Raw genomic sequence first — 14380 nt, 5'->3', positions numbered from 1 at the left:
AACAATTTATTTATTGTTTTTCTGGTTTGCCTTATTTTAACTGTTTGTTTTTAAGATGATTTAAATGCCTGTCTGAAAATTTTATTAGACAATATGTATAAATATTTTTTTATAAAATTAGAAATTTTATAAAAAAAGAATAAAACGATTGCTGTTTTGTCTAATTTGCGTATAATCGGCAGCAACAAACCACGATGATATTAGACAGGTAAAGCATGCAACTGGATATTGACCGATTAATTGCCTATTTCGGCGGCGTGAATGCGCTGGCTGAAGCGCTGAAAAAATACGATCCTGATAATGCGGCCAGTACCGCCGCAATCTATAAATGGCGCACACGCGGCTCGATGCCGCTTAACCAGCTGCAAAAGCTAAGTGCGCTGGCCGAAGCACAAGGCCGTCCGCTTGATTTGAATGCATTTATGAACCAACAAACCACACTGGAGAAACCCGCTATGCCAACCAATAACCGCATCATTATTTTCGATACCACTCTGCGCGACGGCGAGCAGTCGCCCGGCGCTGCAATGACCAAAGAGGAAAAACTGCGTGTTGCACGCCAGCTTGAGAAATTGGGTGTAGACGTGATTGAGGCGGGTTTTGCGGCAGCCAGCCCTGGCGATTTTGAAGCCGTTAACGAAATCGCCAAAACGCTGACCCGTGCAACTGTCTGCACGCTGGCGCGTGCGGTGGAAAACGATATCCGTAAAGCAGGCGAAGCCATCGCACCGGCGCAAAACCGCCGTATCCACACATTTATCGCCACCAGCCCGATCCACATGGAATATAAGCTGAAAATGAAGCCGCAAAAGGTGATTGAAGCGGCGGTGAAAGCCGTGAAAATCGCCAAAGAATACACGGACGATGTGGAGTTTTCATGCGAAGACGCATTGCGCTCGGAAATTGATTTTCTGGCGGAAATCTGCGGCGCGGTAATTGAAGCGGGCGCCACCACCATCAATATCCCCGATACCGTGGGCTATTCGGTGCCACACAAAACCGAAGCCTTTTTCCGCGAATTGATTGCAAAAACACCGGGCAGCGACAAAGTAGTATGGTCGGCACACTGCCATAACGACTTGGGCTTGGCGGTTGCCAATTCGCTGGCCGCCGTTTTGGGCGGTGCGCGCCAAGTGGAATGTACCGTAAACGGCTTGGGCGAGCGTGCGGGCAATGCCTCGATTGAAGAAATCGTGATGGCGCTGAAAACCCGCCACGATGTGTTTGGTTTTGAAACCGGTATCGACACCACGCAGATTGTGCCTGCGTCCAAACTGGTTTCCACCATTACCGGCTATCCTGTTCAGCCGAATAAAGCGATTGTGGGTGCCAATGCTTTTGCCCATGAATCAGGCATCCACCAAGACGGTGTGTTGAAACACCGTGAAACGTACGAAATCATGTCGGCCGAATCAGTAGGCTGGGCGGCCAACCGTTTGAGCTTGGGCAAACTTTCCGGCCGCAATGCATTTAAAACCAAGTTGGCCGATTTGGGCATTCAGCTTGAGAGCGAAGAAGCTTTGAATGCTGCGTTCGCCCGCTTTAAAGAGCTGGCCGACAAAAAACGCGAAATTTTCGATGAAGACTTGCACGCGCTGGTGTCGGACGAATTGGCGGGCATGGCGGAAAGCTACAAATTCATTTCGCAACGCATTTCAACCGAAACCGGCGAAGAGCCGCGTGCCGAAATCACGTTTAGCGTGAAAGGCGAAGAAAAACACGCTTCTGCCACAGGTTCCGGCCCGGTTGATGCGATTTTTAAAGCGATTGAAAGCATTGTTCAAAGCGGCGCGAACTTGCAGCTTTATTCAGTTAATGCGGTAACGCAGGGCACGGAAAGCCAAGGCGAAACAGCCGTGCGCCTTGCACGCGGCAACCGTGTGGCCAACGGTCAGGGTGCCGACACCGATGTGCTGGTGGCGACGGCCAAAGCGTATCTTTCCGCTTTGAGCAAGCTGGAAAGTGCCGAACGGATTAAAGCGCAAGGTACGATCTAAGACTCAACCGACTGATAAACAATGCCTGTCTGAAAAAGCTTCAGCTTCGCAGAAACCCGCGTGGCTCGTTTTCAGACAGGCATTTTTATATTACTATTCTTTACATCCAGTGCCCGGGCTGGGGCGAGTATCTCTTTAATCACACAATCATACATGATAGGTAGAGATACCTGGTTTGTACTGAAATAATTGGGCTTCCCACGATACGTTAATCTTTTTCTTTTGGCGGTGAGGGCCTTGCGGTAGAGAGCGAACCGCATTCGCCGCTTGCGGGGTCGGTAATCACACAGAAACTGACTTCGGCATAAATAAAGCTGCCGTTTTTATGCAAGGCTTTGGTGCGGGTGGCTTTCCCGCCGTGTTTGGTTTTCCCTGCGGCAATCGCGGCATGAAAACCACGCCAATGTGGAGCGCGCAGGTGTTCCGGGATAATAATGTCGAGGCTTTGCCCCAATGCTTCTTCCCGAGTAAAGCCAAACAGGTTTTCCGATGCCTTGTTCCATACGCGGATAATGCCTTGTTTATCTGCATAAATTGCGGAATCTGCCATCTGCTCGATCATGGCTTGATAGGGAAGGTGGTTCATGGTCTGGCTCCGTTGGTTATGTTTCATGTGCTTTATTATAACGAGGTGGCTGAAAGGCTTAATATCCTACTAAATGTTCAGTTTTCGGTTTTATATTTTTGTTGAAATGCTTAATTAGTTGAAATGCTTAATTAATTGTTATGGCAGTTTCTTAAATTTATGTACTGTATTCAGCCGCTTCGTATGAAAAGTTCAGTTTCATAGCCACGCTGTTTTGGTATGGTATTGGGAAGTAGGATAGATGAATATTTGAATGATTTGAATAGAAGAAGGCTGTTTGAAAACGGGCAACGCGGGTTTCTGCGAAGCTAAAACCGATTTCAGACAGCCTTCTATGCGTTTAAATGATACGTTTATCCATATCGTTTGTTATTAAAATATCATAACAAAAATTATTAATATGTTGATTTAAAAGATGATAATTTTGTTAATTATAATAAACTTTGTATTGTTAAATTGTTTATTTTTGTAAAAATTAGTTTTTGGGGGAGGCGCTTAAAGCGTGCCGTTTGTTGGTAATTTAAGCATTTGAAAAATTCTCTGCTTGAAGAATATTTGTTAACAAAAGTTGTCTGCCTGAAAAAAGGAAACTTTTCTTTATTAGAAACTGACAAATTAGTACAATGACATAAAATTTGAAATGAAGGCACTATCAAAAAACGGAACATTTTAAATTTGTTGTTTGTTTAAAGTCATTTATCACTAGAGAATTCAATTCAGCTTAATATAGCTAGGAGGCGGGAGTGAAAAGGATTTATCTGTTGCTGTGTGCGTTGGCGATACCGGCTATTGCTTCAGCTTTCGGTCTTGGCGGATTGAGTGATATTTTGACCGGGAGAACCAGAGCCAATGTTGCAGTAGGTGTATTAGACAATAGTTCCATAGATGCAGAGGCGGAAGCTTCAAATGGCGGTATGGCTTCGGCGGGTGGAGTGATTGCCGATCAGAATACTAAAAATAAAGCTGTCCGTATTAATGTGTCAGCAGGTATATTGAAAAATACAGATATTAAAGCCCGTGCAAAAGCCAACGGGCGTAAAAGCAAAGCTTTGGCCGGAGGCATTATTGCGGGAACCGAATAATCGTCTGAATTTTGTAGAGTTTTAGAATTAAATGGTTTGGGATGGACCCGGCTGTTTATAGCAAGCAATGGTAAACCCCTCTTCATTGTTACTGTTGCATGCCTCCTTGGCGGAAAATAGTTCCGTATCCTTAAATTAATAGAGTTTAGATTTTAGGAGTTTAATCATGAAAAAAGTTTCTGCATTGTTTTTAGCTTTGATGATCGTTTCTGCTGGTGCTCAGGCAGATGCGCTTGGCAGCGCAGCTGATGTGGCGGGCAAAGTTTTTAATAAAACTGCAGCAATTAATGCCGGCGTAGGTTTTGTAACAGACAATGCTAACATTGAGGCTGAAGCGGATGCTCAAAACGGTGGGCTGGCTAATGCGGGTGGTGTGGTAGCAAGTCAAAAAGCTGGCCAATCAACTGTTGGTGTGAACGTAGGTCTTGGCGTATTTACTGGTGGAACAGTTAAAGCTAAAGCTAAAGCATCAGGTAAGAATAGTGTAGCTAATGCTGGTGGCGTAGTGGCTTCGCAATATTAATATTAGGCTTTTACCTGAATCAATAATGTCAGGTTATGCCCTGTGCCATTGAGACGATAAGCGTGGGCATGAGCCCACGCTTTAGATATTTTCGGTTTATTTAATAAATCTATAACAGGAGTATGACTGATGAATAAGAGAGTAATGTTATTTGCATTTTGTTTGGCTGCCATGTATGCCGGTGCCAACCCTATAACTGACTTTATCGAAAATGAGTCGCTTAAATGGGTTAACAAGATAGATGGTAATGTCGCTATAGGGAAATTGGATAACAGCAGTATTAATGCTACGGCTATTGCCGACGGAGGAAATTCTTATGCAGTAGCAGGCGGTGTAATCAGCCATAACAGTAATAAAGGCATTAAAAACGACAAAAAGAGAGCGGAAGTGAAGCTTGAAAGTGCCCGGATAAATGCTCATGCGGAGGCATCAAACGGAAACAAGGCATTTGCCGGTGCTTATGTGAATAAATAAATATTTGAATAATGGCTACAAGGGTAAGATCGTGTGTTTGAGAAAGCGGAACAATTCTAATTTTTAAACAGGAGTTTTAAGACATGTCTAAACGTCAATTAGTGCTTGCTTTAAGCAGCGTATTTCTGGCAGCGTCTGTTTCTCATGCGGCGCCGAACTCCATTACCGATAAAGGTTCGGTTTCCGAAAGAAAGCCTGTTACCGAAAACAAAGGTGCGTTAAAGCAGGAGAAAATCGAAGTACGCAATTTGCAAGGCGGTAAGTTGATTCAAAACGGCAATAAAGTGATTTTGCAGGGCGGTACCATTATCGGTAAGGCAGGCGATAAAGAGCCGTTGATTCAGATTGAAAACCCGCTCAACAAGCAGATAATCATCCGTGATACGCGCATCATTACTGATGGCATTACTCAATCTACCAAGGGGAATAATGCTGGCATTGTAGTGATTGAAAATGGCAATAAAAAAGGTAATTCTAAGGTGAAGATGCAGAATGTGCGTGTTACTTCGCGCAACAGCAATATTCAAGCTACTGCAGTTGCTTCTAACGGAGGCAAGGCGTGTGCAGGAGTGGTGTGCACCGGCTTTGACGATGACGATGAAAGCAATATTATTGTTGATGTTAAAGGACGCAACACATTTAAGGCGATCGCAAAATGATAACTTCAATAAAAACAAAAATAAAAATGGCTGCTTTGTTGTCGGCCACATTATTTGCAGGGGCATGTTCGACACTTGATTTGAAATATACGCGCAATTATTACAATAGCGAAAGTAAGCGTGCCAAAGTGCAGGCTGTGGCCGACCAGCGCTCCCAACAGATTAGCGATCATCAAACTTTTTACGGTAAAAAGCTGGAATGTCTGCGCGATATGCATGCCGGTTTTTTCGACACAGTCCGTCAGAGTGCGCTTCAATCAGGCGTAACAACTGGTAACGGGTATTTCCGCATGGCGGTAGCACCGTTCAGGGATAAAACCGGTAAGGTTTTTGATATTAATTCCACGGCTATTTCGGATATGGTCATGGATGCAATGTCGCATTTCCGTCATTTTGATTTGGTGGAAACACCGTTGTTTCCTGACACCTTGATTGAATCGCGCAATAATTTCCTGCATCCGAATTATGTATTGGCCGACGGTATTGTGCAGAATTTTTCCTCTACTATGACTTCGTTGCAGCATGTGCCGACCGGAGTAAATTTCCCTTCCAATTATTATATCGCCGGTGCTTTGACTCAGTATGATGAAGAGGGAGTTTTACCTAATACCAATATTGGTGTAGATGTTTATCAATACCAATATTCGCGGGATATTCAGGCGATTACAGCAACGGTAAATATGCGGCTGATTGATTCTTGGACAGGTGCGGTAATGCGTGTGAACGGCACTAACGAGCTGGCTACGGTTAGCCTGACCAATACGTTTTATGCCGTGAAAAACACACACAATTTTTTCCGCTTGATAGGGTCTAAAGATTACGGTATAGATTATTCTGCCCGGGTAGCCGACCCGAAAATGGCGGCCGTTAAAGAGATGATTGATAAGGGCGTGTACCAGTTGCTGGATAAATTTCTCAAACCCTATAAAACAAGCGAACAAAGTTGTTAGGGAGCTGGATTATGTTTAACAAAATAAAAACAACCTCGTTGTTAATCGGTGTGTTATCTGTTGCTGCGCCGGTATCCGCAGAAATTTTCATCGTTAATAATCCTGATCCGAATATCGGTGGAAGGACAGCTCAGGGTGGCCAGCAAGCCGGTCAGTTTCAGATGCCGCAAATTTCGCTGTCCAATATTGATACTAACAGAATCGCGCTATTGCAGCGTTACCAGTATGCGCAACGGGTTCCCGCGGTCAACCGCCGTCAGCAAAACCTGCAAATGATGTCTATGCAGATTGCCGGCTGGATGCAGCATGGCGCTCCTGAACGAAGTGTAGCCAGCGTGCGCGAAGCGTTGAAGCAAATGAATTCGGAGATACAGCAGTCCATGGCATCTTTGGAAGCCGGGCTTGAGTTACCCGAGTTGCAACAGCTTTACAATATCGAGGAACAAAACGCACGCACTGTTCGGGATTTGAATAACAAATTGAATAAAGTGCGTGTTATTGCACGGCAGGGTGACTCTGCTGCCGGAAGCGTAACACAACCGGCGGTTTCTACCGAGAGAAATACGGAGGAAAAACCGGTTTCCACGCCTCAATCAGAATAGTTTCTGACCGATTACAATGCCTGTCTGGAAATTGTTTTTCAGACAGGCATTGTCTGTTTTCAGCGTTTGGGCGGCTATGTATGTTAAAATATCCGCCTCAAAATTTATCGAAGTAAAAGGATTTTTGTATGGCAGGCCACAGTAAATGGGCGAATATCCAGCATAAAAAAGCGCGCCAGGATGCGAAGCGCGGCAAGATTTTCACGCGATTGATTAAAGAGATTACCGTTGCTGCACGCTTGGGCGGCGGCGATCCTGCTTCCAATCCGCGTTTGCGTTTGGCGATGGACAAGGCTTGGGACGCGAATATGCCGAAAGATAACGTGCAGCGCGCGATTGATAAGGGCACGGGCAACGTGGAAGGCGCGGATTATGTGGAGCTGCGTTATGAGGGCTACGGCATCGGCGGCGCGGCTTTGATGGTGGATTGCCTGACCGATAACAAAACCCGCACGGTAGCCGATGTGCGCCATGCGTTCAATAAAAACGGCGGCAATTTGGGCACCGACGGCTGCGTGGCGTTTCAATTCGAGCATCAGGGCTATTTGGTGTTTACCGATGCGGATGAAGATGCGCTGATGGAAGCGGCTTTGGAAGCGGGTGCGGAAGATGTGGTTGTGGATGACGAAGGCGTGATCGAAGTGATTACCGCGCCTGCGGACTGGGCGCAAGTGAAAGCCACTTTGGAAGAGGCGGGTTTCAAATCGGAAGACGGCGATGTCACCATGCGTGCGCAAAACGATACCGTGCTCACCGGCGAAGATGCTGAAAAAATGCAGAAACTGATTGATGCGTTGGAAGATTTGGACGACGTGCAAAACGTGTACACTTCCGCCGTGTTGCAGTTTGATGTGTAAAAACAATATTCGAATGTTATGAAACGGCTGCGCTGTGAAGGCTAACTTAACCGCGCGGCTATTTCTTTTTCAGACAGGCATAGATAATGTCGGAACTTATTGATTTAATAGAGCATGAGGCGCCGGGTGTGGTGGGCGAAACGCTGGATTTTTTGCTGTATGAATGCAGCGTGGAAGATGCGCCTTCAGCGGCAGAAGTGGCGCAATGGCGCGATATTCTGAATGCGCGCGGCGGTAAATTTGTGCGGTTGGCGGGTATCTGCCAAACTTGGTTGGACGAAGAATGCTGAAAAACATACCTTTCAATAAATATACGGTGTTTGCGCTGGTGTGGTTTGTCGTGTGCTGGTTCGGCATTTTGAAGGAAAGCTCCGGCTCGGCGCCGCCGTTTCCTCATTTTGACAAAGCCGCCCATTGCGGCATGTTTTTTGCACAAATCTGGCTGATAGCCCGCAGCTTTTTAGAAGCACGCCGCCGCCCGCCTTATGCGGCGCTGCTGGTGTTTGCACTGGTATTTGCCCTGAGCAGCGAGCTGGCGCAGCTCTGGTTTACCCAAACGCGTTCGGCAGAGTTGGCGGATGGTTTGGCCGATATGCTGGGCACAGGTTTGGCTTTGTTGCTGGCGCGCAATGTGGCGGCTATAAAGGGCGTAGGTTAAGGCTTTATTTATATCGGGATGAACATAAATGCCTGTCTGAAAATAATTTTTCAGACAGGCATTCTTATGATTGAGACTAGAGTGAACCAACTTAAAAATAGTACATTCACCATACTAGGGCTTGCCCCGAGTATCTTGAATTCCAGTAATAGTGGAAGATACTCGGATCAAGCCTGAATATGATGGGGGTATTATTCTCAAGTTGGGCTACTTTCAAATATGTAGAAAATATGTTCAGACAGGCATATGCCTGTCTGAACTATGATCGACGCGTGCCGCCTACGCCTGCCTGCCATATGCAGCAGGCAAATTGGGTTATAATCTGAATTGGTTAAGGAAGTTACCCAAAATAAATACAGGCGTGGATGCCTGTTTGAATAAACAGTCGAGAATTTTTATGGAATACCCCCAGCAAGATCAAGCAGTAAGCGGCCGCGGCCGTTTGCGTCAGAACAGCATTTATCTGCTGCCCAATTCTTTTACCATCGCGGCTTTGTTTTCTGCTTTTTTTGCGATTACGCAGGCGATGCACGAGCATTATGAAACGGCGGCGATTGCGGTGTTTGTGTCCATGCTGCTCGACGGTATGGACGGTCGCGTAGCGCGTTGGACCAACAGCCAGAGTGCATTTGGCGAGCAGCTCGACAGTTTGGCCGATATGGTGAGCTTCGGTGTGGCGCCGGCGCTGATTGCTTATAAGTGGCAGCTGTTTAATTTCGGCAAAGTCGGTTATTCGGTGGCGTTTATTTATTGTGCATGTGCCGCGCTGCGTTTGGCTTTGTTCAATACGATGATCGGTAAAGTGGACAAACGCTGGTTTATCGGTATCCCCAGCCCGACGGCCGCTGCGCTGGTTATCGGTTTGGTTTGGGTTAACCATAATTATGGTGAAATCGGCGGTGTGGAATGGTTTGCGCTGCTGCTTACTTTGTTTGCCGGCTTGTCGATGGTGGTGCAGATTCCGTTTTGGAGCTTTAAAGAGCTGAATGTGCGCCGCAAGGTGCCGTTTGTGGCGATTATCGCGGCAATGCTGGTGCTGCCTTTGGTGGCGCTCGGGCCTTCACTGGTGATTTTTCTGTTTTTCCTGGGATACAGTTTGTCGGGCTATGTGATGTATTTCTGGCGCAGAATCAAGAAAAAGAGAAAGCTGGTTTGATAATCAGATTTTTTGATGGCTTAAGAAAAACAAGTGTTTCAGACAGGCATATGCCTGTCTGAAAAGCAAGAGAGGATAGCAAGTGGAAATTATTGTGATGCTGGCTTTGGTCGGCTCGTTTGCCGGGTTTATCGCCGGCTTGCTAGGCATCGGCGGCGGTATGATTATTGTGCCGGTAGTGCTTTGGGCGATGCAGATGCAGGGGGCGGGCGACACGGCTTATACGCAGCATATTGCTATCGGTACATCGTTTGCCGTGATGGTGTTCACTTCGTTTTCGAGTATGATGTCGCAGCATAAAAAAGGCGGTGTCGATTGGGCGATATTCAGAAGCATGGCGCCGGGCATGATCGCCGGTGTGGTGGCGGGTTCGTTGTTGGCCAAATATCTGCCGAAAGAAGGCCTGCAGATTTTCTTCGTGGTTTTTGCCACGATTCTTGCCGTGCGCGCTTTGATGAATGTGAAACCTAAGCCTACCCGCCAGCTGCCGGGCAGAGGCGGTTTGTTTGGTATGGGTGGCTTATTTGGCGTGTTTTCCAGCTGGATCGGTATCGGCGGCGGTTCGCTTTCCGTGCCGTATATGGTGTTTTGCAATGTGCCGATGCATCAGGCGGTCGGCACTTCGGCTGCGCTCGGTTGGCCGATTGCGGTGACTGGTGCGGTTACTTATCTTGCGGCAGGTTGGAACGTGGCCGGCTTGCCTTCCGGCGCGGTCGGCTTTGTGTATTGGCCGGCCGCTGTGGTGTTGGCGGCAGCTACTTTGATTTTTGCACCAATTGGTGTGAAAGCATCTCATAAGTTGCCTGCCGAAAAGCTGAAAATGGCGTTCGGCGTATTGCTGCTGGTGATTGCTGCGCGTATGTTGTGGCAAGTGATTAACTAGACAACGGAGAATAAATCGTGACTGCAACCCAATTCATCCAAAGGCTTACAGAAATTGTAGGCCAACCGCATATCATTACCGACCTCGCCAAAACCGAGCCTTACCGCCAAGGCTACCGCTTCGGCGAGGGCAAAGCATTGGCGGTGGTACGTCCGGGCACGTTGCTGGAGCAATGGCAAGTGCTGAAAACTTGTGTGGAGGCAGATGTGATTGTGCTCACACAAGCAGCAAACACCGGCCTGACCGGCGGCTCTACCCCTGACGGCAATGATTACGACCGCGATATCGTGATTGTGAACACCATGCGCATGAACATTATCCAGCCCATCAACCAGAATGAACAAGTCGTCTGCTTACCCGGTGCCACTTTAAACCAGCTCGAATTACTGCTGAAGCCGTTGGGTCGGGAGCCGCATTCGGTGATCGGCTCTTCATGCATCGGCGCATCTGTGTTGGGCGGAGTGTGCAACAATTCGGGCGGGGCTCTGGTGCAGCGTGGCCCGGCCTACACGGAAATGGCATTGTTTGCCCAGCTAAACGAAGCGGGCGAATTGCAATTAATCAACCACTTGGGTATTGATTTGGGCGAAACGCCTGAAGAAATCCTTACCAATCTGCAAGGCTATCATTACCAGCAAAAAGACATCACCCGCGATGCCGGAAAAGGGCACGATCATGCTTATTGCAACCATGTCCGCCAAGTGGACGAACCCACCGCCGCCCGCTTTAATGCCGACCCGGCGCGACATTACGAAGCTTCGGGCTGCGCGGGCAAGCTGATGGTGTTTGCCGTGAGGCTGGATACGTTCCCGTTGGAAAAAAATACAGCTGTTTTCTATATAGGCACTAACGACATCAACGAACTAACCGATATCCGCCGCACCATTTTGGGCGGATTCAAAAGCCTGCCCATATCCGGCGAATACATTCACCGGGATGCTTTTGACATTGCAGCGGTGTACGGCAAAGATACGTTTTGGGTAATTAAAAAATTCGGCACACATAATCTGCCTAAACTTTTTGATTACAAAGCAAAAGTTGACCGGTTCGGCAAAAAGCTGAATTTTCTGCCCAAGCATTTTTCCGATAAAGCCTTGCAAAAAATCAGCAAATTTTTGCCGGAGCATTTGCCGCAATCTTTGCGCGACTACCGGAACCGCTTCGAACACCATTTGATTTTGAAAATGGGCGGAGAAGGCGTGGAAGAAGCGCGCGTGTTTTTGAAAAATTATTTTGCTGAAAAATCGGGCGATTATTTTGAATGCTGCCCGGAAGAAACACAAGCCGCCATGCTGCACCGCTTTGCCGTGGCTTCTGCCGCAGTGCGTTACCGTGCGGTGCATGATAAAGAAGTGGAAGATATTGTGGCACTGGATATTGCCCTGCGACGCGACGACCGCGATTGGTTCGAACACCTGCCTGAAGAAATCAGCAGTAAAATCAGCCACAAACTTTATTACGGTCATTTTATGTGCCATGTGTTCCATCAAGACTATATCGTGAAAAAAGGGCACGATTGCATGGCGCTTGAGCATGAAATGCTGCATCTTTTGGATGAGCGCGGTGCGCAGTATCCAGCCGAGCATAATGTCGGCCACCTTTATGAAGCCAAGCCGGCGCTGAAACAGTTTTACCGCAAGCTTGATCCGACCAACAGTTTTAATCCGGGTATTGGCAAAACATCGAAAAAGAAACATTGGGCGTAATGCAATAATGACCATGCCTGTCTGAAAAATGTTTTTTCAGACAGGCATGGTCTATTTTTCGACCAACTTAAAAAAGTCGAACGCTTAAATTATTAGCAAATCTTGGCAACTGCGGCCGCCTTTCTTTGCTTATGTTGGCAAAGTAAAGAAAGTGAGTGGCCGTGCAGCTGGGAAGCGCAATCTGAAAATAATGGGCATACAAACATTCAAGGCGCGCGTTGTTATCCCAACTTTTAAGTTGATTGACTATACAAGGTTTATGCCTGTCTGAAAACTTTGTAGATAAATGTAATTTTATAACTGTAAAGATTGTTTAAGTTGGTATAAGGTTTTATAATCCCGAGCTCATAAAAAATACACAATTTAGAGATGACAATGCAACACAAAATTTCCCGCCGCTACTTTCTCCAGGGGTCGGCTGCTTTAACCGGCAGCCTGATGTTTAGCGCTTGCCAAAAAGAATACCGCCCGGCGCAGCCTGAAAACACCGTTAAAATTTACTATCCGCCCGCACTCAACGGTTTGCGTGGTGATCACGAGGGTAGTGAAACCGCTGCACACAGTATGGCCATGTTTGGCAAAAACTACACGCTGCCCGGTAAAGCGTTGGAGCATTATGATTTGGTGGTTATCGGTGGCGGTATCAGCGGTTTGACTTCGGCCTATCTCTACCGCCAGAAACATCCCGAAGCCAAAGTGCTGGTGTTGGATAACCACGATGATTTTGGCGGTCACGCCAAGCGTAATGAGTTCAGCTATCAAGGCCGTACATTCATCACATATGGCGGCAGCGAATCGCTGGATTCACCGAAAACTACTTTTTCCAAGCAAGCACATTCGCTTTTGGAAAGCTTAGGTGTGGACTATAAAAAATTCGAGCAATATTTCGACCGTGATTTATACGAGAAAAAATGGCAGCTCAAACAAGGTGCGTTCTTTAGTCCTGAAATATTCGGTAAGGCAGCCGTGGTGGCAAGCTTGCCTGAAACGGGTAAAGAAAATGCCGCAGAAATTATCCGCCGGTTTCCATTGGCCGACGATGCCAAGCAGGCGCTGATTGAGCTTTATACCGGTAAAACCAACTATTTAAAAGGTAAGAAAAAACGCCAGCGCATCGAGTTTGCAGAAGAAACCAGTTATTATGACTTTCTGAAAGACACCGTAAAGCTGCCGGAGGGGGCGCTTAATTATCTGAAAGACATCAGTTCCGAATATTGGGGCCATCCTATCAGCGCTATTTCCGTAATGGAAGCATTGGAAGAAAACTATCCGGGCGTCCAGAACTTAGGTTTGCCTGAAGAAGATGGCGAAGAAGAAAAAGAGCCGTATATTTATCATTTTCCCGATGGCAATGCTTCGATCGCCCGATTGCTGGTTCGCAAACTCATCCCCAGCATAGCTGCAGGTAATACGATGGAAGATATTGTGTTGGCCAAATTCGATTACAGCAAACTCGACCTTCCTGAAAATTCCACACGCATCCGCTTAAACTGCACTGCTTTATTGGCTGAAAACAATGCCGAAGGCGTGGCGGTGGCTTATTTGAAACACGATGATCAGCAGCTTGTGCAAGTGCAGGCCAAGAAATGTATTTTTGCCGGACACAGCGCGTTGGCGGCCCGCATTATCCCTCAGATGCCGGAAGCGCAGAAAAAAGCTGAATTGAGCTGCGTGAAAGTACCGATGGTATATGCCAAAGTTTTGGTAAAAAACGCGCAAGCTTTTAAAAAGCTCGGCGTGTATTCACTTTATGCCCCAAGTTCTCCTTATTGCTTGATACAGCTTGAAGATCCGGTCAATATCGGTGGTTATCAGGCACAACAGAGCCCGGATGAACCAATAATTGTGCATGCTGTTCGGATTGCCACTGATTTCACCGGTGAAAATATCCGCGAGCAATATCGTAATGGCCGCAGAAAACTGTTTGCACAAAGCTATGACGCGCTTAAAACAGAATTGTTAGGCCAATTGCGTCATCTATATGAATTGGCAGGGGAAAATTTCGATGAAATGTTGGTTGATATAACCCTGAACCGCTGGGCGCACGGATATAGCTACGAACAGGCGGAGCTTGCCGATACGGAGCAGTCTATGGAGCGTACCACCCGCGCCATGCGCAAGCCGGTGGGTAACATCTTTATGGCAGGTTGCGACGTGGCATGGATGCCGTATCTGCAAAATGCAGTGGATGAAGCTTTCCGTGCAGTTAAAGAAGCATCCGCTTAAATACGTTTTAACTGCTTAATC

At 47.1% G+C, this 14380-nt stretch carries 15 protein-coding genes; 14 read left to right on the top strand and 1 reads right to left on the bottom strand.

Annotation, left to right across the window (positions count from 1 at the left end):
• Positions 1-215 precede the first annotated feature (215 nt).
• Positions 216-1997 (top strand): 2-isopropylmalate synthase, encoded by a 1782-nt coding sequence (locus AKG09_RS06470; protein ID WP_054618638.1) that lies wholly within the window; start codon positions 216-218, stop codon positions 1995-1997.
• 208 nt (positions 1998-2205) lie between these two features.
• Here the strand turns inward: AKG09_RS06470 and AKG09_RS06465 are convergent, their stop codons facing one another.
• Complete coding sequence (locus AKG09_RS06465) at positions 2206-2583, bottom strand: PAS domain-containing protein (protein ID WP_054618637.1); 378 nt, start codon at positions 2581-2583, stop codon at positions 2206-2208.
• A 743-nt stretch (positions 2584-3326) separates the two neighbouring features.
• Here AKG09_RS06465 and AKG09_RS06460 point away from each other — a divergent pair.
• The 13 genes from AKG09_RS06460 to AKG09_RS06400 all read left to right on the top strand — a co-directional run bounded on the left by AKG09_RS06460 (position 3327) and on the right by AKG09_RS06400 (position 14359).
• Entirely contained in the window at positions 3327-3665 is a 339-nt protein-coding gene (locus tag AKG09_RS06460) for a hypothetical protein (protein ID WP_054618636.1), read from the top strand.
• Positions 3666-3831: 166 nt separating this feature from the next.
• Positions 3832-4188: a hypothetical protein gene (locus AKG09_RS06455; protein WP_054618635.1), complete on the top strand. Its 357-nt coding sequence runs from the start codon at positions 3832-3834 to the stop codon at positions 4186-4188.
• 129 nt (positions 4189-4317) lie between these two features.
• The gene (locus AKG09_RS06450) at positions 4318-4662 is read left to right on the top strand and encodes a hypothetical protein (protein WP_054618634.1); all 345 of its coding nucleotides are present in this window, start codon (positions 4318-4320) and stop codon (positions 4660-4662) included.
• 83 nt (positions 4663-4745) lie between these two features.
• Positions 4746-5321 (top strand): hypothetical protein, encoded by a 576-nt coding sequence (locus AKG09_RS06445; RefSeq protein ID WP_054618633.1) that lies wholly within the window; start codon positions 4746-4748, stop codon positions 5319-5321.
• 26 nt (positions 5322-5347) lie between these two features.
• Positions 5348-6271: a CsgG/HfaB family protein gene (locus AKG09_RS06440; protein ID WP_231623910.1), complete on the top strand. Its 924-nt coding sequence runs from the start codon at positions 5348-5350 to the stop codon at positions 6269-6271.
• An 11-nt stretch (positions 6272-6282) separates the two neighbouring features.
• Positions 6283-6873, top strand: coding sequence for a hypothetical protein (locus AKG09_RS06435; protein ID WP_054618631.1), 591 nt, complete (start codon positions 6283-6285; stop codon positions 6871-6873).
• A gap of 128 nt (positions 6874-7001) precedes the next feature.
• Entirely contained in the window at positions 7002-7730 is a 729-nt protein-coding gene (locus tag AKG09_RS06430; RefSeq protein ID WP_054618630.1) for a YebC/PmpR family DNA-binding transcriptional regulator, read from the top strand.
• A gap of 86 nt (positions 7731-7816) precedes the next feature.
• Positions 7817-8020, top strand: a complete 204-nt coding sequence (locus AKG09_RS06425) for a hypothetical protein (RefSeq protein ID WP_054618629.1) — start codon at positions 7817-7819, stop codon at positions 8018-8020.
• Positions 8014-8388, top strand: a complete 375-nt coding sequence (locus AKG09_RS06420) for a VanZ family protein (protein ID WP_054618628.1) — start codon at positions 8014-8016, stop codon at positions 8386-8388. The genes AKG09_RS06425 and AKG09_RS06420 overlap by 7 nt, the downstream gene beginning before the upstream one ends.
• A gap of 397 nt (positions 8389-8785) precedes the next feature.
• On the top strand, positions 8786-9544 hold the full coding sequence (gene pssA / locus AKG09_RS06415) for a CDP-diacylglycerol--serine O-phosphatidyltransferase (RefSeq protein ID WP_009117321.1): 759 nt from the start codon (positions 8786-8788) through the stop codon (positions 9542-9544).
• 97 nt (positions 9545-9641) lie between these two features.
• Complete coding sequence (locus tag AKG09_RS06410; protein WP_054618743.1) at positions 9642-10427, top strand: sulfite exporter TauE/SafE family protein; 786 nt, start codon at positions 9642-9644, stop codon at positions 10425-10427.
• 17 nt (positions 10428-10444) lie between these two features.
• Positions 10445-12133, top strand: coding sequence for a D-lactate dehydrogenase (gene dld / locus AKG09_RS06405; RefSeq protein WP_054618627.1), 1689 nt, complete (start codon positions 10445-10447; stop codon positions 12131-12133).
• A gap of 375 nt (positions 12134-12508) precedes the next feature.
• Entirely contained in the window at positions 12509-14359 is a 1851-nt protein-coding gene (locus AKG09_RS06400; protein ID WP_054618742.1) for an NAD(P)/FAD-dependent oxidoreductase, read from the top strand.
• Positions 14360-14380: the final 21 nt, after the last annotated feature.

Origin of the sequence: Neisseria sp. 83E34, assembly GCF_001308015.1 — a bacterium.
Classification (GTDB): Bacteria; Pseudomonadota; Gammaproteobacteria; order Burkholderiales; family Neisseriaceae; genus Neisseria.
This window is presented reverse-complemented; position numbering and strand designations above follow the sequence as displayed.

Coding starts and splice junctions, on each gene's coding strand:
- AKG09_RS06470 (WP_054618638.1), top strand. CDS start 216: ATGCAACTGGATATTGACCGATTAATTGCCTATTTCGGCGGCGTGAAT.
- AKG09_RS06465 (WP_054618637.1), bottom strand. CDS start 2,583: ATGAACCACCTTCCCTATCAAGCCATGATCGAGCAGATGGCAGATTCC.
- AKG09_RS06455 (WP_054618635.1), top strand. CDS start 3,832: ATGAAAAAAGTTTCTGCATTGTTTTTAGCTTTGATGATCGTTTCTGCT.
- AKG09_RS06450 (WP_054618634.1), top strand. CDS start 4,318: ATGAATAAGAGAGTAATGTTATTTGCATTTTGTTTGGCTGCCATGTAT.
- AKG09_RS06445 (WP_054618633.1), top strand. CDS start 4,746: ATGTCTAAACGTCAATTAGTGCTTGCTTTAAGCAGCGTATTTCTGGCA.
- AKG09_RS06440 (WP_231623910.1), top strand. CDS start 5,348: ATGGCTGCTTTGTTGTCGGCCACATTATTTGCAGGGGCATGTTCGACA.
- AKG09_RS06435 (WP_054618631.1), top strand. CDS start 6,283: ATGTTTAACAAAATAAAAACAACCTCGTTGTTAATCGGTGTGTTATCT.
- AKG09_RS06430 (WP_054618630.1), top strand. CDS start 7,002: ATGGCAGGCCACAGTAAATGGGCGAATATCCAGCATAAAAAAGCGCGC.
- AKG09_RS06425 (WP_054618629.1), top strand. CDS start 7,817: ATGTCGGAACTTATTGATTTAATAGAGCATGAGGCGCCGGGTGTGGTG.
- AKG09_RS06420 (WP_054618628.1), top strand. CDS start 8,014: ATGCTGAAAAACATACCTTTCAATAAATATACGGTGTTTGCGCTGGTG.
- pssA (WP_009117321.1), top strand. CDS start 8,786: ATGGAATACCCCCAGCAAGATCAAGCAGTAAGCGGCCGCGGCCGTTTG.
- AKG09_RS06410 (WP_054618743.1), top strand. CDS start 9,642: ATGCTGGCTTTGGTCGGCTCGTTTGCCGGGTTTATCGCCGGCTTGCTA.
- AKG09_RS06400 (WP_054618742.1), top strand. CDS start 12,509: ATGCAACACAAAATTTCCCGCCGCTACTTTCTCCAGGGGTCGGCTGCT.